17 protein-coding genes are annotated in these 20082 nt (G+C 64.4%); 12 read left to right on the forward strand and 5 right to left on the reverse strand.

The window, feature by feature from the left end; translation table 11 throughout:
* Position 1 precedes the first annotated feature (1 nt).
* On the forward strand, positions 2–1351 hold the full coding sequence (locus AC56QP_RS28520) for a VpsF family polysaccharide biosynthesis protein (RefSeq protein ID WP_489862454.1): 1350 nt from the start codon (positions 2–4) through the stop codon (positions 1349–1351).
* Between the two features lie 214 nt (positions 1352–1565).
* Here the strand turns inward: AC56QP_RS28520 and AC56QP_RS28525 are convergent, their stop codons facing one another.
* On the reverse strand, positions 1566–2066 hold the full coding sequence (locus AC56QP_RS28525; protein WP_489862453.1) for a cupin domain-containing protein: 501 nt from the start codon (positions 2064–2066) through the stop codon (positions 1566–1568).
* 359 nt (positions 2067–2425) lie between these two features.
* Between AC56QP_RS28525 and AC56QP_RS28530 the strand changes: the two genes are divergently transcribed.
* On the forward strand, positions 2426–4216 hold the full coding sequence (locus AC56QP_RS28530) for a winged helix-turn-helix domain-containing tetratricopeptide repeat protein (protein WP_489862452.1): 1791 nt from the start codon (positions 2426–2428) through the stop codon (positions 4214–4216).
* Between the two features lie 256 nt (positions 4217–4472).
* Here the strand turns inward: AC56QP_RS28530 and AC56QP_RS28535 are convergent, their stop codons facing one another.
* A complete protein-coding gene (locus tag AC56QP_RS28535) occupies positions 4473–5735 on the reverse strand; it encodes a glycoside hydrolase family 5 protein (RefSeq protein WP_489862451.1) in 1263 nt (420 codons plus the stop codon).
* The gene (locus AC56QP_RS28540) at positions 5732–6901 is read right to left on the reverse strand and encodes a DUF1972 domain-containing protein (RefSeq protein ID WP_489862450.1); all 1170 of its coding nucleotides are present in this window, start codon (positions 6899–6901) and stop codon (positions 5732–5734) included. Before AC56QP_RS28540 ends, AC56QP_RS28535 begins: the two co-directional genes overlap by 4 nt.
* 321 nt (positions 6902–7222) lie before the next feature.
* On the opposite strand from AC56QP_RS28540, the gene AC56QP_RS28545 reads away from it, so the two are divergent.
* The 10 genes from AC56QP_RS28545 to AC56QP_RS28590 all read left to right on the forward strand — a co-directional run bounded on the left by AC56QP_RS28545 (position 7223) and on the right by AC56QP_RS28590 (position 18635).
* Positions 7223–8392, forward strand: coding sequence for a glycosyltransferase family 4 protein (locus AC56QP_RS28545; protein WP_489862449.1), 1170 nt, complete (start codon positions 7223–7225; stop codon positions 8390–8392).
* Positions 8389–9702 (forward strand): MATE family efflux transporter, encoded by a 1314-nt coding sequence (locus AC56QP_RS28550; protein WP_489862448.1) that lies wholly within the window; start codon positions 8389–8391, stop codon positions 9700–9702. Before AC56QP_RS28545 ends, AC56QP_RS28550 begins: the two co-directional genes overlap by 4 nt.
* A 9-nt stretch (positions 9703–9711) precedes the next feature.
* Positions 9712–10938 (forward strand): GNAT family N-acetyltransferase, encoded by a 1227-nt coding sequence (locus tag AC56QP_RS28555; RefSeq protein ID WP_489862447.1) that lies wholly within the window; start codon positions 9712–9714, stop codon positions 10936–10938.
* A gap of 342 nt (positions 10939–11280) precedes the next feature.
* Entirely contained in the window at positions 11281–11505 is a 225-nt protein-coding gene (locus AC56QP_RS28560) for a hypothetical protein (RefSeq protein ID WP_489862446.1), read from the forward strand.
* Positions 11506–11568: 63 nt separating this feature from the next.
* Entirely contained in the window at positions 11569–14058 is a 2490-nt protein-coding gene (gene ligD, locus AC56QP_RS28565; RefSeq protein WP_489862445.1) for a DNA ligase D, read from the forward strand.
* 116 nt (positions 14059–14174) lie between these two features.
* Positions 14175–14462, forward strand: a complete 288-nt coding sequence (locus AC56QP_RS28570) for a GIY-YIG nuclease family protein (RefSeq protein ID WP_489862444.1) — start codon at positions 14175–14177, stop codon at positions 14460–14462.
* 303 nt (positions 14463–14765) lie between these two features.
* Positions 14766–15671 carry a non-homologous end joining protein Ku gene (gene ku / locus AC56QP_RS28575; RefSeq protein WP_091585560.1) on the forward strand — a complete coding sequence of 302 codons (906 nt, stop codon included), beginning with the start codon at positions 14766–14768 and terminating at the stop codon, positions 15669–15671.
* Positions 15668–16795, forward strand: a complete 1128-nt coding sequence (locus AC56QP_RS28580; protein WP_489862443.1) for a tetratricopeptide repeat protein — start codon at positions 15668–15670, stop codon at positions 16793–16795. Before ku ends, AC56QP_RS28580 begins: the two co-directional genes overlap by 4 nt.
* A gap of 189 nt (positions 16796–16984) precedes the next feature.
* A complete protein-coding gene (locus tag AC56QP_RS28585; protein ID WP_489862442.1) occupies positions 16985–17623 on the forward strand; it encodes an alpha/beta hydrolase family protein in 639 nt (212 codons plus the stop codon).
* Positions 17624–17864: 241 nt separating this feature from the next.
* Entirely contained in the window at positions 17865–18635 is a 771-nt protein-coding gene (locus tag AC56QP_RS28590) for an exodeoxyribonuclease III (RefSeq protein ID WP_489863495.1), read from the forward strand.
* Positions 18636–18674: 39 nt separating this feature from the next.
* Here the strand turns inward: AC56QP_RS28590 and AC56QP_RS28595 are convergent, their stop codons facing one another.
* Together AC56QP_RS28595 and AC56QP_RS28600 are read right to left on the reverse strand one after the other, a co-directional pair.
* A complete protein-coding gene (locus AC56QP_RS28595; RefSeq protein ID WP_497100962.1) occupies positions 18675–19151 on the reverse strand; it encodes a hypothetical protein in 477 nt (158 codons plus the stop codon).
* A gap of 72 nt (positions 19152–19223) precedes the next feature.
* Positions 19224–19880: a DUF6064 family protein gene (locus tag AC56QP_RS28600; protein WP_489862440.1), complete on the reverse strand. Its 657-nt coding sequence runs from the start codon at positions 19878–19880 to the stop codon at positions 19224–19226.
* Between the last annotated feature and the right edge of the window lie 202 nt (positions 19881–20082).

A 20082-nucleotide genomic window follows, 5' to 3' on the forward strand; every position in this document is an offset into this window, starting at 1 on the left:
CATGGCCTCCGGCTGGAGCGGAACCGCCTCGACCCTCAGTGGCGTCGCCGCCCCTCGCGCCGGCGCCTCCGTCGATGCGGTGACGCAGGTTGGACTGATCGTCGCCGTGGCGGTGCTGTTCAGCGTCTCGGGCGGCATGCTCTGGCTGCTGGGCTACAATTACGATGGCCTGTCGGGCAGCGCGGCGACCAAGATCCATCCCTCCACCTATCTCATCATCCTGCTGTTTGCCTGGCGTTCGTGCACCTTCGGCAATCCGGTCGGCTATTGCGTCCACGTCGCCGACCGGCGGCCGGCCACCACGCTGATGGTCGTCATCGCCGTCGTGCTCCTGGCCGTCGTCATCCTCAGGCAACGGCCCGGCATGGCCGGCATGATCGACACGTTCGTGGCGTCCGGGCTCCTGGTGCTCTTGCTCGGCGAGGACGACGAATGGACATTCGCCCGGCTGCCCACCGTCATTCATGCGATCATGACGGCCAACGCGCTGCTGGCGCTGGTCGAGTTCGCCACCAAGACGCTGCTCTTCCCCTATCGCTTCGACGGCGAGGTGTTCGCCACCGACCTGCGTTCAAGCGCGCTGCAGGGGCATCCGCTGGTCAATGCCACGCTGACGTCGATCTACGTGCTGGCGCTGCTCAGCGGCGCGAGATCGCTGCCGGCGCCGCTGCGGCTGGCGATGGTTGGCCTGCAATGCGCGGCACTCGTTGCATTCGGCGGCCGGTCGGCGATGGTGGTGACCATCCTCCTGGGCGGCAGCTATGTGCTTTTCCACGGCTTTCGCAAATTGCGCACCGGACGCGTCAACCTGCTCGGCGCCGCGCTGGCGAGCATGCTGGCCGCGCTGCTGCCGGTTGCCATCGCTGTCCTGGCCTCGCAGGGTTTTTTCGATGCGCTGCTTGGCCGCTTCGTTTCGGACGGCGGCAGCGCCAATGCCCGCGTCGAGATGTTCGAGATCTTCAAATATCTGGAGCTGCGCGACGTGATCGTCGGGCCGAGCGTCGATCTCGTCGAAAGCCTGCGCCGGATCAATGGCCTCGAATGGGGTATCGAGAACCCGTTCATCCGCATGACGGTCTACCAGGGAGCCTTCTTCACCCTGTTGATGATGTCCGGCTTCGGGCTGTTCATGCATGAGGTGGCGCGCCGCTGCCACCCCGGCGTCTGGCTGCCGATCGTGGGCTGGCTCATCCTCCTCAACACCTCGGAAAGCATCTCCTCCAAGACCACGCTGCTCACCAAGATCGCCGTGCTGTGCCTTGCCCTCTACCGGCCCGCACGCGCGGCGATCAGGCCGGTCAGAGCAGTTCCTCGTTTCATGGAAACGCAGAACCGCTCCACATCTTTTTGATGCTGTTGCCGTTCCACAAAGCTCAATCAACTGGCTGCCGCCAATGGCCGATATGGGCCGGTGGCGGACTCGCGGCTTCGAGGCTTGGGATGTGAGAAGCGGACGTTCGCCATGCATCGACGCAATCTGACCTAGAGCGGACAGCTCAAGTTGCTGATCCCTGTCCGCATTGGGACGGTAGGACTTTCGCCCGAGTAGGCGGACAATTCTGCCGCTAAAACTTGCAGGCTGTGTTCGGACGATCCAACTCCGCTCGGAATGACTTTTCCACTGGAGCGAAGATGACTGTCACGTCCTTAGCAGGCGCTCCCGACTCGTTTCGCCCGATGTGCCCACGGCCGGTATCAACATACCCATGGCCTTTCGAGACCACCTTTGGCGTGCACGTCGGATCGTCGCCCTCGTAGAACGTCACTTCGCCTTCAGTGACCGTGATGAAGACCGGGCCCGGATGCGAATGCCATCCCGTCGAGCTTCCGGGCGCGTAGTCATGGGTCCGCACGACGATGTCCAGCGGGCTCTTCGCTTGGGCCGCAAACCCGAGATCGGACTGCAGGTCAAATGGATCATACGTAGCCCGTCCAATAACGGTTGGGGTGACCCCGACCGCCGGCTCTGCCTGAGCTGGCATCAAGGCGGGCATTGTTAGCTGGAAAGCCCACAGTGAGAACATAAGCATGCCGACACGGCGTGGGTTGAGGAATCGCGGCTTCATGGGTAGTCCTCCTATTGGATCCAACGTGTCCCGGATCAGGGTGAACGGCGATTAGGATGATGCGCGTGAGCCACGCGCCCGCCAGCAATGCAAACCCGATCCTGACAGATCCAGACCGCATCACATCCTCCGATGCCCTTGCGGCGGTTTGCCGTCGCGTCCCTCGCGGTGCGTCAGCTCGTCCAATTGGGTGGCACAAAATAACGGCCAGTGAGGGAAGTCCTGAAGGCCGTCCGAAAATTTCCCGAAATTCTCCTGAAGCGAGCGGAAATCGCGATGTTTTTGTGAACGCTGCACCAGCGGTAAGTCGTGGTAGAGTGCTGTCCGAGGAATGGAGCCCACCTGCGGGGGGAGACTGAATGGAAATCCGGTTAGGTCAATCGCTCGCAATCAACGGCGTGACCGCCGATTTCGGCAACGAAACGTTGCGCGATCGGGAGGGCAATCCAGTCGATTTGCGGCCGCAGGCTTTCGCGGTGCTGCGCTACTTGGCGCAGAATGCCGATCGCCTCGTGACCAAGGACGAATTGATCGAGGCCGTCTGGCTCGGCATCGCTGTCACCGAGGACAGCCTATTTCAGTGCATTCACGAGATACGGCGCGCCCTCCACGATGAGGCCCGGGCCATCCTGCAGACTGCGCCGAAGCGCGGCTACCGGCTTGTGCTGTCAGTGAACGGTGAGAAACATCCGGCGGGGTCGGCGCCGGCGGGGTTTGAGGAGTCGTCACCTAAGGCAACGATGCCAATGCTCGACGCAATGTCGGCACGGCATACGCGAAAACCACTCCGGGCTTCGCTCGCGTTCACCGTCGTTGCGGCTCTGAGCATCATCGGGGTCACAATCTGGCACATCAGGCCGTCCCAAAAGACGCTGGAGGGCAATCCGTCGATTGCCGTGCTTCCGTTCGATGTCTTTGACAGCGATGAGACCACCAAACGGTTCGCAAGCGGGATCGGTCAGGACATCATCACAGACCTCTCGCGCTATCGCGATATTGAGGTCATTGGCTGGAACTCGAGCAGCACTTATGCCGGATCGCCGATCGATGTTCGTAACGTCGGGCGCGACCTGAACGTGCGCTATGTGCTGAAGGGCTCGGTCCAACGCGACCATGACCAGATTCGCGTGACGACAGAACTCCTCGACACAGCGACGGCTGTAAGTCTCTGGTCGGAGCGCTGGGATCGGCCTGCTTTCGACCTTTTCTCGGTTCAGGCCGAAATCTCAAATGAAGTGACAAGCCAGCTCGGCAGCGCGAAGGGCGCCATACCGGAGGCGGATCGTATCGCCGGGCTGCGGCTTCAGCCCCAGAATCTAACTGCTTATGAAACCTATCTCCGCGGTCGGGAATCGCTGCTGCGCTTCACCAAGGAGAGCATCGAGGCGTCCATTCCGCTCTTCAGGCAAGCCGTCACAACGGACCCGAAGCTTGCACGGGCTTGGGTCGAGATGGCTTCCGCTTATAACGCGCTCGCAGGCTTTGGGGCGAATAGCGATGAGGTCCTGCCTCAGGCTCTCGCCGCCGCCGAAACTGGTCTCGCCATTGATCCGCAAGACGCGCTTGCGCACGCGATCATGGCCCTCGTCCTTGGACACATGGACAATTTCGAACGGGCAGAGGCGGAGTTCGACATCGCCCTTCGCCTGAATCCCGGCTCAGCCGACATCATGACCCTTTATTCGCTGTGGGCAAACGCCTTCGGAAAACCCGAGCGCGGAGCGGAGGCCGCCGACAAGGCAATCCGGCTCAATCCCAACTACCCGAATGGGGCCGCGTTGGGATTCCGCTACGCCTATTTCATGGCGGGACGATACGAGGATGCGCTGCACGTTCTGGAGCGCCTGCCGCTCGAAAGCTATAACAGCTTCTCCTGGATCGTTCGCGCTGCCGTTTATGTTGAACTTGGCCGTGGCGAGGAGGCCAGGACCTGGGTTGCCAAGGGCCTTGCGAAATATCCGGAGCTGACCATCGAAGGTTTCGTGAATGGACCTGGGTGGAGCGACTCCGAGCGGAAGCGAATAATGGACGCGATGCAACACGCGGGTTTTCCGCCTTGCGCTCTGCCGGATCAGCTCAACGGGGTCACGAGCCCCATTCGCATAGCGGGATGCGTGAACTCAAAAGACCGCAGGCCGTCAGCTCTGTGACCGGAGTCGATAGCGTGACCGAAGTGGATAGCGGAACAGCACTCTTGATCGCAGAAAACGCGATCCGTGCCGGGCACCCACACACCCCCCATGACCGCTTTTAGCGCACCCTCGACCTCCAGCGCGGTCGCCAATGTCCGCTGTGAGGCGGTGGCACAATTAACTTTAGCGGCCGACATGCGGCGCAAAGTTGACGTTCGCTTCGTGGAAGACGTAAGTCGACTTCGGGTCGTTCGGAGTGATTGGGTTTTTGACCCTACTCCGCCGGCATGGTCAGGCCAAGGGCGTCGATGATGGCGGGGTCGAGCGCGCGCGTGGTGTCGTCCATCATCCCCATGCCGTCGAACAGATTCCAGAATGCCCAGCCAAAGCCGAGATCCTCGGCGCCCTGGCGCACGTCGGCGATGTAGCGCGCGCGATCGGGGTTGGGCGCGGCCACATAGCGGGCGTCGGTGCGCAGCGCGCCGAACTCGCCCATGACGATGCGTTCCGGCGCCACGCCATGGGCGTCGCCCCAGGCGCGAACCTGGCGAAGATATTTGTCGACGAAGCCCCGGTCGGGCCGGGCGTCGAAATAGACCTTCAGCACGCGTTCGGTTTGCGCATAGGCGGCGTGCTTGGCCGCGTCGGTCGTTTCGGTGTCCTGCGCCATACGCGCCCTGACGGACGCCAGCGTCTCTTCCAACGAACCGGCGGATGCCGGCCATGGCACGTTGTTGAGCGAGCGGTAGACGGGCTCGCGCATCCATGGCGCGCCCTGGTGGCTGAACAGATAGGGTTCGTAGAAATGGAAGGTGAACAGGATCGGCTCGAAGGTCGACAGCGGTACCGGATCGAGCGCGGTCAGCCCGCCGACCATCGAGCCGCAGCCGCCGGTGACGACCAGCGGCAAGGTCGCGGACGATGCCCTTGCCGCGGTCAGCAGCGCGTGCTGGACCTGCGACCAGACGTTGGACGCGCAGGCCTGCGGCGGTTCGTTGACCGGCTCGAGCGCCACCTTGCCGGGCTGGAACCGCTCCAGCCTGCCGGCAAGCTCGCCGATCAGCCCCCGGTAGAGATCGAAGGCGGGCGCGGCGATGCTGGAGACCATGCGGTCAGGGTTCCAATAGTGGGTGGCGCCGTTGGCTTGCACGTTGGCGATGATGCCGAGATCGGCGTCGAGCGTGGCGGTGACGGCCTTGTCCAGCATGTCCAGCAACTGGCCGCGGGACGTCGTGTCGGCCGCCAGGAAGGGACCGGGATCGACGGGCAAGCGGATGAAATCCAGTCCGGTCTCGCGCAACCGGCGCAGATCGGCCGATGTCGGAACCGGCCGTTGCGACTGGAATGGCGGCCAGTCGAAATCGGTGCGAGGTGCCGGAAATTCACGTGTCAGCGAAAACCAGGGCCAGGCGTTGACGCCGCGGCGAAAATGCGGCGTCTCGGCGGCGCGGGCGGACGGTGCGATCGGGGCGGAACCCAGCGCCGCCGCCGTGGACAGCGCTGCCTTGAGTACCCGACGGCGCGACCAGCCCGTCATGCGGTGCCGGGCGATGGACGATCGATCGTGACGGCCTCGGCGGCGGTCATGCCGAGCAGCCGGTAGGCTTCACGCTCGTAGGCGAGCAGGACGTCCTCCCAGCGGAAGGCTTCATTGGCACGCGCCCTGGCGGCCTTGCCGCAGGCGGCGACCAGGGCATCGTCGTCCAGCGCCTGTTGCATTCGCTCGGCGCAGCTGGCGGTGTCGGTGAAATAGATGGCGGCAGCCCCGGCGGTCCACCTGTTGTAGGGATTGTCGTGCGCGATCACCATGTTGCCGGCGGCCAGCGCCTCGACCAGCGACGGGTTGGTGCCGCCGACGGTGTGGCCGTGCAGATAGGCGCGCGCGTGGAAGCGCAGCGCCTTCACCGTGTCCTGGTCGTAGATGGCGCCCGGCAGAACCACCGAGCCATTCGCCGCCTCGCGGACGGCGACGTGATAGGGGATTTCGTCGGAAAGCGTTCCCAGCACCACCAGCTTCATGTCGCGCTTGCGGCTGCAAAAGGCTTCGATGATGGGCAGGATGTTGTTGTCGGGTTCGATGCGCGCGATCGAGATCAAATAGCGCCCGGGCTCGAGGCCGAGTGCCCGAACCGGCGCCTCGGGCGCCGATGTCACCGGATCGGCGCCATAGGCGATGGTGGCGATGGCGCTGCGCGGCCGGCGCGTCGCCAGATGATCTGATATCGCGGGATGATCGGCGACCAGGCGATGCGAGGTCCAGGCGGCGATCCATTCGTTGAGCCAGAACCAGGTGCGCGCCGCCATCCCCCATTTGGGGCGGCGCCACTCGATGCCGTCCATGTTGGTGATGATCTTGCGTCGCATCAGCCTGAGCCAGATCAGGAAGATCCCGCCATTGTAGCCGAGGACGAGGCAGACGCCCGGCCGCCTGGCGGCGTCGCGGGCGCATTGCCAGTCGAATTCCAGTGTCGCGCGCGGCCCCCTGGAGGCGACCTCGACATGGATGAGCTCGATGCCGCGCCAGGTTTCGCTGCGCACCCTCTGCTCGATCCGGTCGACCTCCTGCTGGCAGTAGACGCCGACCTTCCAGCCTCTTGCGGCGAGAAAGAGAGCCAGTCTTTCGGCGAAGGTTTCAAAGCCGCCATGGGCCGCCGGTATGCCGCGCGTCCCCAGGATCAGAATGGCGGGCGTCTCTGGTTTCATGGCCGGCGGAACTTTCGGGTCGATTCCATGTATATTAGCGACTGCTGCATCATCAGGAAGCGGAAGCGCAACTTCCGTGCCATCTCCCGATTTCGGCGTCCGGGCGGATGATCATCGCGCCGGGTTGTAAAAAAACTGTATTGAACCCGGTGGTTGTTTCATTATCGATCAACCCTTCTGTGCGTATCTGTGTCGAAACGAGGCATTGCCAGGGATTTGGCGTCCGGCGGCCGGACGGATCAACCAGGCATGGTTCTTGCGACAAGGTTCCAGCACGCCTCCGGCTAGCGCGATGGTTGCGGCACCTGGCGGGATACAAAGATGCGGATTGCCTGCGTTCATCAGGGATATGAACTCTATGGTTCCGACCGCAGCTTCGCGGAGAGCGTCGCCGCGCTGCGCGCCGCGTTTCCGTCGGCCGACATCGAAGTGGTGCTGCCGCGCAGCGGGCCGATCGTACGGATCCTGGAGGGCCATGCCAGCCGGATCGTCTTCGAACCGCTCTGGGTGCTGAGGCGCCAAGCCATACTGCGCCTGGCGACGGTCGAGATGGCGCGGCTGCCGATGGCGGTGCTGAGGGCATGGCGCCGCCTCAGGGATTGCGATCTCACCTACATCAACACCTCGATCGTGGCCGATTACGCGCTGGCCGCGCGCTTTGTCCCCGGCAAGGCCGTCCTGCATATCCACGAGATCCCCGAAGGCGCCATGCGCCGGGTACTTGTCGGCCTGATGCGCTGGAGCCATGCCGATCTCATCTTCAACTCGCGCGCGACGCGCGCCGCGTTCGGCGATCCCAAGGGCTCGCGCACGCATGTCGTCTACAACGGTGTCGCCGGGCCGGCGGCCGCCGAAGCGATGACCTATGATGGCAAGCGCCCGTTGCGGGTGTTGCTGCTCGGCCGCGTCAACAGGATCAAGGGCCAGGAAGTCCTGCTGGAGGCGATCGCTTCGATGCCGGCGGAATTGCGGTCGCGGATCGAGGTGCGGCTGGTCGGCGGCGCCTTCGAAAGCGCCGAGCGCGAGCGCGCGCTGGCCGAACTGGTCGAGAGCATGGGCCTGGCCGGACGCGTCAGCGTGTTGCCTTTCGTGCCGGACCATTCGGAGCATTACCGCTGGGCCGATATCGTCACCGTGCCGTCGCGGCGTCCGGAATCTTTGGGTCGCGTCGCCATCGAGGCAATGGCCCATGGCCGTCCGCCGCTGGTGTCGGCGATCGGCGGGCTGGTGGAAGTGGTCATCGATGGCGAGACGGGCTGGCATGTTCCGCCGGGCGATGCCGCGGCGCTGGCCGGCAAACTGCGGGAGATCATCCTGCGGCCGGACGCCTGGCGTGGTTTCGTCGCCGCGGGGCGGTCGCGCTACGAGGAGCTTTTCAGCGAACAGGTGGCGGCGGCGGCGATCGTGGCGATCGCCACGGACAAGCTGAGGGCGGCGCTGGCGAAGCCTGGCCGGGCGCATGTCGCCCGCGAAGCGGAGACCAGTTCGTGACGTTCGCGTTTCCCGCCCATCTGCTGCGGCGTCTCGTGCTGATGATCGGCGGCGAGGCCATGCAGAGCGGCTTTCACTTCGCGCTGAACATCGCGCTGCTGCATGTGCTGTCGGCGCAGGGCTACGGCATCTTCGCCATCGCCATGGTGATGGGGGGCGTCGGCCTGTCCTACATCCGGTCGCTGACCGCCGTGCCCGCCAGCATATGGATGGGCAAGAGCACCAACCGCGCCGGCGTCGACGCACATGATGTCACTTTCGGAACGGCGGCACTCGTCGTGGCGCTGGTCATGGCCGCCGCCACGGCGCTGCTGATGCAGCTTTGGGGTGAGGCAAGCGGTGTCGCCGCCGGTTGCTTCGTCGGCGCCTGGTCGCTGCGCAGTTATATGCGCACGGCATTCTTCGCGCGCCGCCAACAGATGATTGTCTCCATCAGCGACTTCGTCTTCACGGTCGCGGGCATCGCGTTGACCGCGCTGGCGATCTGGGTGGCCGCGGACGTGCTGCAAGCGTCGTTCTATGCACTGGCGGCGGCCAACCTCATTGGCATCGTCGTGCTGGTCCGGCTGGCGCGGCGGACGCTTCGCATCAGCTTCCGCATGCCGGCCCGGCGACGCTACGCCAGGCTCTGGCCGCAGTTGCGCTGGTCGGGGTTCAGCGCCACCACCACCAACATCCAGGGGCAGTGCCTGGCGCTGCTGGTCGCGGGTATTGCCGGACCGGCCGCTTACGCGCCACTGGCGGCGGTTCTCGTGCTGTTTGGCCCGCTGCGCATCATCAGCCTGGCTTTCATGAACATGATCCAGCCGGAACTCGCGAAGCTGATGGCGAAGAACGAAGTCGGCCGCGTCTGGACGCAAGCCAAGGTATGGGCCCTGGTGATGGGGCTCGGCAGCCTCGTCTACGGATGCGGCATATTGTTCGTCTTGCCGATGATAAAATCCCAGGCCCTCGCGGATGCCTCGATAGGTTTCATCGGGCTGCTGGCGATCGCGAACTATGTGCCGATCATGCTCTACATCATGCCCCGCGTCATCCTCGAGATCCTCGGCGACTTCCGGATGGTCGCCTTCATCACGACGGCCGGCGCGATCGTCGGACTGGTCCTGATCGCCATCCTGCTGGCGATCGCGTCTCCGCCATGGTCGCTCGCCGGTGCCGCTGCCTCCGAGATCGTCGTGCTTCTGGCCTCATGGTATTTCGCACGCCGCCACATGCGGGCGCTCGAGCCGAGGGACGACCGCCATGATGGCCAGTCAACGTCGTGGCGACGGGCCGAACACGTCCCGCTTGCCACGGGAAAAAGATAGGTGACGGACATGTCGATCCCGACAATGGCGACAGCGCCCGCAGCTGGCTCGCCGACACCTGGCGGCCAGGTTCTGGGCCACGGCGCCGGCGTTGCCCAGGGCGTCTACACGGCTCGGCTGCACACCAGCCTGGACACGGTCATGCCGCTCTGGCTTCGGTGCCAGGCCGAGGGCGTGTGCACCGCCCATCAATCCTATGCGTGGGTAGAGGGGATCGCCAAACGGTTGATGCCTGAAGGCGCCGAACTGCTGGTCGTGGAAGTGACCGACGCCGGTACCGGCGAACTCAAGATGCTGATGCCGCTGATGCGGAGCTCGAGGTTCGGACATCGGGTGATCGAATGGCTGAGCTGCGGCGTCTGCGACTATTCCGCGCCGTTGCTGGCCGACAGGAGCCCCTGGACCCGGCAAGCCGCCGAGGCGGCGTGGGCGGCGATCCGATCCGTCCTGCCGCCGGCGGACCGCATCCATATCACGGGAATTCCGCGAGAGATTCACGGCGTGGACAATCCACTGGCGATGCTGGCGTCCGCCGCCGATTCCAGCCTCATCACCTCCGGGCTCGTTCTGGAGGGCGATCCGGAGACCCTGATCAAGCGCCACGGCAGGCCGTCCTTCGTCAAGACCTTCAACAAGGACTGGCGCCGGCTTGAACGGCACGGCAGCGTGGAGGTGGTCGAGGCCGACACGCCAGCGCTGGTGGAGCTCATCTTCGGTGCCCTGGTCGAGATGCGGCTCCGGCGCTTTCGGCAACTGGGGCGTTTCGACCTGCTGGCGCGGCCGGCGGTCGTCGATTTCTACCGAAACGCGGCGCTTCAGGGCCTGTCCGACGGATCGGTGCGGGTGTTCGGATTGCGCGCCGGCGAGGACTGGGTCGCCGGCCAGTACACGCTGGCCCGGCAGGGCACCTTGCATGCCCTCTTGATCGGAATAGACCAGGAGGTGGTGGTCAACGCCTCACCGGGCCTGGCGATCATCGGCAGGCTGATGGAATGGGCGCTCCGGCAGGGCTTCGACTATTTCGACCTGTCGGTTGGCAGCCAGCCCTACAAGGAACAGTTCGGCGCCGAGAGTTCGGTTCTGGCCAAGATCGACGAAACGCTGACGCCGCTCGGCAAGGGCGTGGCCGCCGTCGCGGCGCTTCGCGAGCGGGCCGAGCTTTTCGTGCGCTCCAACCCGCGCCTGTTCAAGGCCGGCCAGGGACTGGTGCGCGGCTTGCGGCGATTGAAGAACTGAAGGCGCCCGCATCGGCTCCCGTGGCCGTACCAGCGAACTGACGCATCACATCGCCTCGGACCTCTCCGGCGCGTTTGGCACTTGATCCAGGTCAAGGCGAATTGGCGTCGATGCGCCTATCTGGTGTCCTGTCTTGGGAAGGACGCAAGGCGGGCGGGTGGTTCCAGGCCGGCAAGCTGAAAACAGCCCCGGTTTGGGCCGCCCGCAACTTCGTCGGGAGGTCATGCCGCATTCGCAGGCCACCCGAAATTGACAGGACAGCGTGTCTCCGTCATCCTTGAGCCCAGTCGCCAGGCTGCGGAAGCGGCTGTGTTGCGTGTCAGGGCGACCGAGGGCAGCGTCATGTTCAGTCCCGTCATCGGCCAGAATTCGAAGCGCGCGGCGGTACGCAAGGCGCTCGACCGCCACAAGGTCTACATCACCGCGCAGAGCTTTTCGGCTGGCGCCTACCAGGCACGCGTGCTGGTCGACGGCGAGGCCTACTGGGTCGACGAATTCCGGCTCGCCCAGCTGCGGCAGGGGCTGTCGCCGGCCGAGCTCGAACTGACGCCGGCTACCGACGATTGAGAGCGTGATCTCCGCTCGTTCCGGAACGCTGGTGGGGCAGTGGGAAGGATCACGGCGTATGCCATGACGACCCCTCCAAAACTCCAGACCTATCGTGCCAAGCGCGAATTCTCCAAGACGCCGGAGCCGGCCGGCGGGCTGGTCGCCGACGAAGGCAACCGCTTCGTCGTGCACAAGCATCACGCCACCGCCGATCACTATGATCTGCGCCTGCAGGTCGGCGGCGTGCTGAAGAGCTGGGCGGTGCCGCGCGGGCCCTCGCTCAACCCGGCCGACAAGAGACTGGCGGTCGAGACCGAGGATCATCCGCTCGAATATATCGACTTCGAGGGCGTCATTCCCGAGGGCGAATATGGCGGCGGGCCGATGATCGTCTGGGACACCGGCACCTGGGCGCCGATGGACGATGTCGAGAAGAGCCTGCGCACCGGCGCCTTCAAGTTCCGGCTGGCCGGCGAGAAGCTCAATGGCGGCTGGATGCTGACGCGGCTGAAACCCAAGCCCGGCGAGGACAGCGAGAAGAAAAACTGGCTGCTGTTCAAGGAGCGCGACCTTGCCGCCGATCCCAAGCTCGACATCCTGGAAGCACGGCCGGAAAGCGTCAAATCCGGTTTGCGCATCGAGGAACTGGTGGCGCCGCCAAAGCCGGCGGCCAAACCCACGCCCAGACCGGGCTCGCTGAAGCCCGGCACGCTGCCTGGCGCCTTCAAGGCCCCGGCGCTCAGCCGCATCGAACCGCAGCTGGCGACACAGGTGCCGAAACCGCCCGATGGCGAGGACACCAGAGAGGTCTGGTTGCACGAGATCAAGTTCGACGGCTACCGCACCATGGCGCATCTCAGCGACGGCGTGGTCAGGCTGATCACGCGTGGCGGCATCGACTGGACGAAGCGCTATGGCGACCTGCCGCATGCCTTCGCCAGACTGCCGTGTCGCGACGCCATCATCGATGGCGAGATCGTCGTGCTCGACGCCAAGGGCATCAGCCGCTTCGCGTTGCTGCAGGACGCGCTGGCCGAAGGCGCCGGCAGCAAGCTGCATTTCTACGCCTTCGATCTTCTCCATCTCGATGGCTGGGACCTGACGAAAGCGCCGCTCGTCCGGCGCAAGGCGCTGCTGGCCGAATTGCTCGCCGGCCTCGGCGCCAATTCCGCCATCCAGTTCTCCGATCATGTCGAAGGCTCGGGGCAGGGGCTCTACGACCAGGCATCCGAACTCGGGCTGGAAGGCGTCGTCTCCAAGCGGGCGACCGCGACCTATCAGAGTGGCCGTACCAAAAGCTGGACCAAGACCAAGGCGCTGCAGAGCGGCGATTTCGTCATTGCCGGCTACACCACGTCGGACGCGGCCGAGGGGCTGGCGGCACTGGGCCTCGCCGAATTCGATAATGGCGAGCTGCATTATCGCGGCAAGGTCGGCACCGGCTTCGATGCCGGGACCGCCAGCGAGCTGCTTTCCCGGCTGGAGCCGCTTACATCAGGCGCGTCCGCGCCCGAGGGCGTGCCGCGCGAAATCATGCGCGAGATGAACTGGGTGAAGCCGCTGTTCTCTGCCCGCATCCATTATGCCAACCGCACGGCGGACAATGCGCTGCGCCACGCGGTATTTCGCGGCCTGCGCGATGTCGGCCTGTCGACGCCGGTGTCGGCCAAACGCAAGCGGCTGATCTCGGAGGCCGACCTTGCCACCATCTGGGTGACCAACCCGACGCGGCGGCTGTTCGGCAAGACCGGCCCGACCAAGCTCGACATCGCCGTCTACTACGCGCTGGTCGGCGATTTCATGCTGCCGCATATCCTCGGCCGCCCGGTGTCGCTGGTGCGCTGCCCGACCGGCCTGCCGAAAGACTGCTTCTTCCAGCGCCACGCCTTCACCGGCATGCCGCCTTCGGTGGTGACCTTCGAGGCGACCAATTCCGAGGGCGAGACCAAATCCTATCTCTCGGTCGAAGGCGCCAAGGGCTATCTGGCGCTGGCGCAGTTCGGCGTCGTCGAGTTCCACACCTGGGGCACCCACCGCTTGAGCCTCGACAAGCCCGACCAGATCGTCTTCGACCTCGACCCGGGCGAGGGAATTTCCTGGCGCGAGGTGGTCGAGGCCGCCGTGCACATCAAGGCCGAGCTGGAGGGTCTGGGGCTGGTGCCCTTCGCCAAGACGTCCGGCGGCAGCGGCATCCACATCACCGTGCCGGTGACGTGCAAGCAGAACTGGAAGAAGCTGCACCAGGCAACCAGTGCCATCTCCACGCGTCTGGCGGCCACCGCGCCCGACACCTTCACCACCACCATGGGCAAGGACAACCGCAAGAGGCGCATCTTCATCGACTATCACCGCAACGCGCGCGGCCACACCTCGGCGGCGCCGTACTCCTTGCGCGCCCGCACCAACCTGCCGGCCTCGACACCGGTGAGCTGGACGGACCTGGAGAGCATCGATGCACCGCAGGATCTGAACTATTCCTCCCTGCCGGGGCTGTTGGCGACTTCGGGCGATCCGTGGGCGGATATCGGGGATTTTGCGCGGGATTTGCCTACCCATCTTTCGTCATCCTAGGGCGTAGCAAGGAGCGAAGCGACGCGGCGCAGACCCTAGGATCCATGCCGTGACGTTGACCCTAGAATGCGCACATCAGGATGGTTGGCGATCGTGCTATTCGTTATCGTGACCACATGACCGGCTACGTCTATATGACCGCGAGTCAGAAACGCGGCACGATCTACATCGGTGTGACCAACGACCTTGGCCGACGCATGCCCGAACACAAGTCTGGCCAAGGCTCGCGCTTCACCAGTATCTACGGTGTGCAGCGACTGGTATGGTACGAGGAATATTTCGACATCACCGACGCCATCCAGCGGGAGAAATCACTCAAACGCTGGCCGCGCCAGTGGAAGATCGACCTGATCGAGAAGGCGAATCCAGACTGGTTCGAACTCTTTCAGGGAACTGGATGGTGAGCTTTCCGCACCGTTGTGGGGCTCTCAGGTTCCGGCATGGATCCTAGGGTCTGCGCCGCGTCGCTTCGCTCCTTGCTCCGCCCTAGGATGACGAAGGGAAGGACGGCTACTTCCTCGCCCGCCATCGACGCTTCCGACAATTTGAATTATTCTCCGCCCCCGACCCCTCCGGCGAGATGGAAGATTTCGTCAGGGATTTGCCGGTATCGTGCGGGGTCGGTGTAGGATTTGCGCAGCCTTGTTCGTCCTTCGGACGAAAAGCGCTGCAGTCAATGTCAGTGCATGGCCGCGTAGGAGTGTTTCATGGCGCCCAGGGCAAGTTGGAAAGGTTACCTCAAGCTCAGCCTCGTCAGCTGTCCGGTCCGGCTCTATCCGGCGACGACGACCAGCGAGCGCATCAGCTTCAACCAGCTGCACAAGAAGACCCACAACCGCATCAACATGAAGCCGGTCGACCCGGAACTCGGGCTGGTCGAGCGTTCGGATCTGGTCAAGGGCTACGAATACGAGGACAAACAGTACATCATCATCGATGATGCCGACCTCGACGCGGTGCGCATCGAATCCAACCACACTATGAACATCGAGGCTTTCGTCGACGAAGGCGAGGTCGACGTCATCTATCAGGACGCGCCCTATTACCTGGCGCCGGATGGCGCCATGGCGGAGGAAACCTTCGCCGTGCTGCGCGAAGCCATGCGCAAATCCGGCAAGCTGGCGATTGCCCGCCTTGTGCTGTCCAGCCGCGAGCGGGTGGTGACGATCGGCGCGCGCGAAAACGGCATGTTCGTGTGCACCTTGAGGAACCCGAACGAAGTGCGCGGCACGGCTGAGTATTTCGGCAACATCCCGGCCGGCAAGCCCGATCCGGAAATGCTCGAACTGGCCGAAGCGCTGATCAAGCAGAAGGAAACCACCTTCGATCCGAAGAACTATGAGGACCGCTACGAGATCGCGCTGATGGCGATGATCCGCGAGAAGCTGAAGGGCCACAAGCCGATCATCGCGGCGGCGCCCGAACGCGGCAATGTCATCAATTTGATGGACGCGCTGAAGGCGAGCCTGTCGCAGTCGAAGCCGCCTGCCAAGTCGAAGAGCAAGGCCGACGAGGCAGCCAAGCCCGCCGCCAAGAAGGCTGCCGCGGGTGGTGCGGCTGAAAATCCGCTGAAGGCCAATCTGCTCAAGGCGGTCGGCAAGAGCAAGAAATGACGGCACAAGCCGTCCTGGTGCCGGGGGCCGTCTTCGGCACGATCGGCGCGCTGGCGGCGTTTCCGCTGAGACTGGCGGCGCGCGAGGTCGAGCGCCAGCATGGCCAGTTGCGGCGCGGCGTCACCAGGCGCACCACGCATGTCGTGTTCGGCCGGACTTTTCTCGCCAAGGCCGGGCCGGCCAAGAACGGCGATGCCGAGATCGAGCGCCGCGCTGCCGCCGAGCGCACAGCCGGGCGAACGCTGATCAGCGAGAACGGTTTCCTGCGCCTGCTCGGGCTGATGAAGGCGCCGGAGGCCTCCTCGCTGTCGCGGCAATCGCTGATCGAGCAGTCGCGGCTGTCAGGTGCCGACCTCGATTTGCTGTCGCTGTTCGACGCCTTCGAGCATGACAATGAACCCTATTCCTTCCGCGACCTGATCCTGGCGCGCAAATATGCCGGGCTGGTGGCCGGCGGCGCGACTTGGGGATCGATCGCGCGCTCCGTGCACCGCTCCGGCCCGGTCGCTTCGCTCACCGCCAAGTCGCTCAATGTTGGTTCGCAGTATGGGCGATCCGATGCGATCTACCTCGAAGGCGGGCAGAGCGAACTCGACGGGCAGTTGCTGTTCGACCTGGGCAATGCCGGGTCAGCCGGCGACGACACTTTGGAAGAGCTGTTTGCCGAGGCCGAAGCGGCGGAGGAGGGCGGCGACCATGATGGGGCGGCCGCGCTCTACCAGCGCTGCCTTGCCATCGACCCGAGCGACGCCATCGCCGCCTTCAACCGCGCCAACTGCCTGCGCGCCGGCGGCCACGCGGCGGAGGCCGCGCACGACTATATCGGCGCCATAAAACTCGACCCGGCCTTCGTCGAAGCCTGGTTCAACCTCGCCGGGCTGATGAGCGAGCAAGGCCGCGACGCCTCGGCGCGGAGGCATCTGCAGAAGGCGATCGCGCTCGACAAGACCTATGCCGATCCGGTGTTCAACCTGGCGCGGCTGGAGTTCGACGCCGGAAATCTGCTGGAGGCGCGCCGGCTGTGGGCGCGGTATCTCGAACTCGACGCGGAGTCCGAATGGGCGCGCGTGGCGGCCAAGGGAGTGCAGTTCGTCGATCTGCAGCTGGCTCGGACGGCGGGGTGAGGGGCGCTGCGCAGGTTGTTCCTTCTCCCCTTGTGGGAGAAGGTGGATCGGCGCGCAGCGCCGAGACGGTTGAGGGGTGCTGGACGGAATGAGACGCTGGTTTTCCCTGGAACACCCCTCATCCGACCTCGCTGCGCGAGGCCACCTTCTCCCACAAGGGGAGAAGGGAACATCGAGGTCGGAGTCCCCATGACACACTTCCTCTTTGACGGCTTCGACACCGCCCCCGTCACCATCCTGCTCGCGCATGGCGCGGGCGCGCCGATGGATTCTCCTTCGATGACCGCGACGGCCAAGGCGCTGGCGGCGGCCGGCTTCCAGGTCGCCCGCTTCGAGTTCCACTACATGGCCGCACGCCGTTACGGTCATCGCAAGCCGCCGCCGCGCGCCGAAACGGTGAACCCCGAATACATCAAGGCGATCGCCGACCTCCGGGCCAAGGGCGTGGCTGGTCCGCTGATCATCGGCGGCAAGTCGATGGGCGGGCGCGTCGCTTCGATGGTCGCGGACGAGATGTTTGCCAAGGGGGAGATTTCGGGTCTGCTGTGCCTCGGCTATCCCTTCCATCCGCCCGGCAAACCTGACCAGTTGCGCACGAAGCATCTGATAGGGCTGAAGACGCCGACGCTGATTTTTCAAGGCACGCGCGACGAGTTCGGCACGCGCGATGAGGTGGCGACCTACGACCTTTCCGACAACATAGAGGTCATCTGGCTGGAGGATGGTGACCACGACCTCAAGCCGCGCAAGAGCGTTTCGGGCTTTTCGACGGCCGATCATTTGATGACGCTGGCCGAGACTGTGAAGGCGTGGACGGCGCGGATTTAGGAAGATCGGTCGAGCCACTCATTCCGATGTTGGCGCTGCCCCTCACCCTTACCCTCTCCCCGTGAAGAACGGGGAGAGGGGGCGCCAGCGCTGGAGCTTGACCCTTCTCCCCGTTCTTCACGGGGAGAAGGTGCCGGCAGGCGGATGAGGGGCAGTACGGACAGTGGCCATTGGCCAGCACCCAACGCATAAGTTCAACCACCCTTGCGACCCTCTTCAGCTTCCTGCTTTCATGCACGCAATGAAAATCGCCACCTTCAACATCAACAACATTAACAGCCGGCTCGAAAACCTCCTGGCGTGGCTGGTGGCGGCAAAACCCGATGTCGTCTGCCTGCAGGAACTCAAGGCGCGCGACACGCAGTTTCCGCGTACCGCGCTCGCCGACGCCGGCTATGGCGCTGTGTGGAAAGGCGAGCCGACCTGGAACGGCGTCGCCATCCTCGCGCGCGGCGCCGAACCCGTCCTGACCCGCGATGCCTTGCCCGGCGATGATGCGGACCGGCAGAGCCGCTATATCGAGGCAGCCGTCAATGGCATCGTCATTGCTTGCCTCTACGCCCCGAACGGCAACCCGCAGCCGGGGCCGAAATTCCAGTACAAGCTCGCCTGGCACGCGCGGCTCGAGGCGCATGCCGAACAACTCATCGACACCGGCCTGCCCGTCGTGCTCGCCGGCGACTACAACATCGTGCCCGAGCCGCGCGACATCTACCCCACCCGCTCCTATGACGACAATGCGCTGGTGCAGCCGGAAAGCCGCGCCGCCTTCGCAGCGCTGCTGGAGCAGGGCTGGACGGATGCGCTGCGCAAGAAGCACCCGAAGGAGACGCTCTACACGTTCTGGGATTACCGCCGGAACCGCTGGCCGCGCGACGCGGGCTTGCGGCTCGACCACATATTGCTGTCGAAGACGCTGGCGCGCCGGCTCATCGCCGCCGGCATCGACCGCGACGTGCGTGGGCAGGACGGCGCCAGCGACCACGCGCCGGTGTGGGTGGCGTTGCGATAGCCAGCGAGCGCCGGCGAGTCCGCGGACGCCTACCTGCGCCTAGGGAACAACGCCAACGCCCGCATATATCAAGCCGGCGAAGAACAGGGGAAAACCGACCAGACAGGTGGCCATGACGACGACAACGGCGTTGGCTATCCGCTCGCCTCGCCGGCAAAGCGCGTCGGCGGCGGCATCGTCTTGCGGGATGAGCACTCGCAAGAAATCCACAACTTCCTGGTTCGCGGGTATCTGATTGTCGTTTGCGGGCAGGGGGGCCGGAGCCTTGGAAATAGGTGTCTTTGGAACTGGATTCACACTTTGCCTCACAATCGATCGCGTGCCCCAAACGTCGAAACCCGGCAATGGTTCCGGATCTAAATTAGCAATAACCGCCGTTCGAGGGGCGTGAGTGGCGTTTTGCGACACGATGTTGGCGCTGATAGTCTGACTGTACGGTCCGAAACCCGGCGAGCGGAGCCCGATGAACAGGTCGGCTGACAGGTTGCTTGCGCATGCCCTGGCTGTGGTCGCCATCGGCTGCCTGGATGGCGCAAGCGGTCATTCGCCGGTCTGGGTGAAACCGGGTGAGGGCGAACCATGGCACCGCTAGCCGGTGATCTTGGCGCCCGACGGATGTCTGTCGCCGAGGGCGATCAACGGAACCGCAATGATGCCGCTGGCGAGCAGCAGCCAGTCCTGGGGCACACCCAGAAGGAATGCCGCACTTCCTCCAATCAAAGACCAGATGAACGGGATCGCAAGCAGCCACCGCGTCAGGGGTGGCTTGGCGAGGAGGAAGAATCCCAAGGTGAAGATCGTCACCGGACAGGGGGTGACACCGAACGCCGGCATTTCCGGATAAGGGTGACCCATCCAGATGCCGAGAAGAGGATAGAGCATGGTTGCGTAGGCGACAAAGGCAATCCCCACACTCACGGCAAGCCCGAAATCCCGGCCGAAACGCAGCTGTCTCCTGAAGACGCCGCAATAGACCAGCAAGGCTCCCTGGGTGACGAACATGGCGCCAAAGATCAACGCGGCCTTGTTGATCTCGGTGAAATAGAGCCAGTGATATACGATGCCGGTCCACAGCCACATAACCGCCAGGATAACCGCGACCGGGCGATCCGCCATTCGTGGCCGCCAGAGGAGCAGGACCATGGCGAGGGTGCCGCATGCGAGTGCCACCGGTTGCATTGGCCAGATCGCTTCATTGTAGGCAACCAGATTGGCAAGAAACTGGTCACTGGTGAACGGCAGCATCGGGGAGCCTCCAACATGCCTGACGCTAGCCAGGGCCGTGGCATGCTTCATTGATCTGGCACAATTTTTCCTTGCTTGCGCACCGGCCGCACGACAGGGTGTGGTTCGGCGCGGATGTAGTTATGCGCCGGCTGCCTGGGTCCTGAACCGTGCGACGGGGCAGGACTCGCGATGCGGAGCGGGCGGTGCAGGCGGCAGCGAG

This window comes from Mesorhizobium sp. RCAM 05104 (assembly GCF_059683645.1).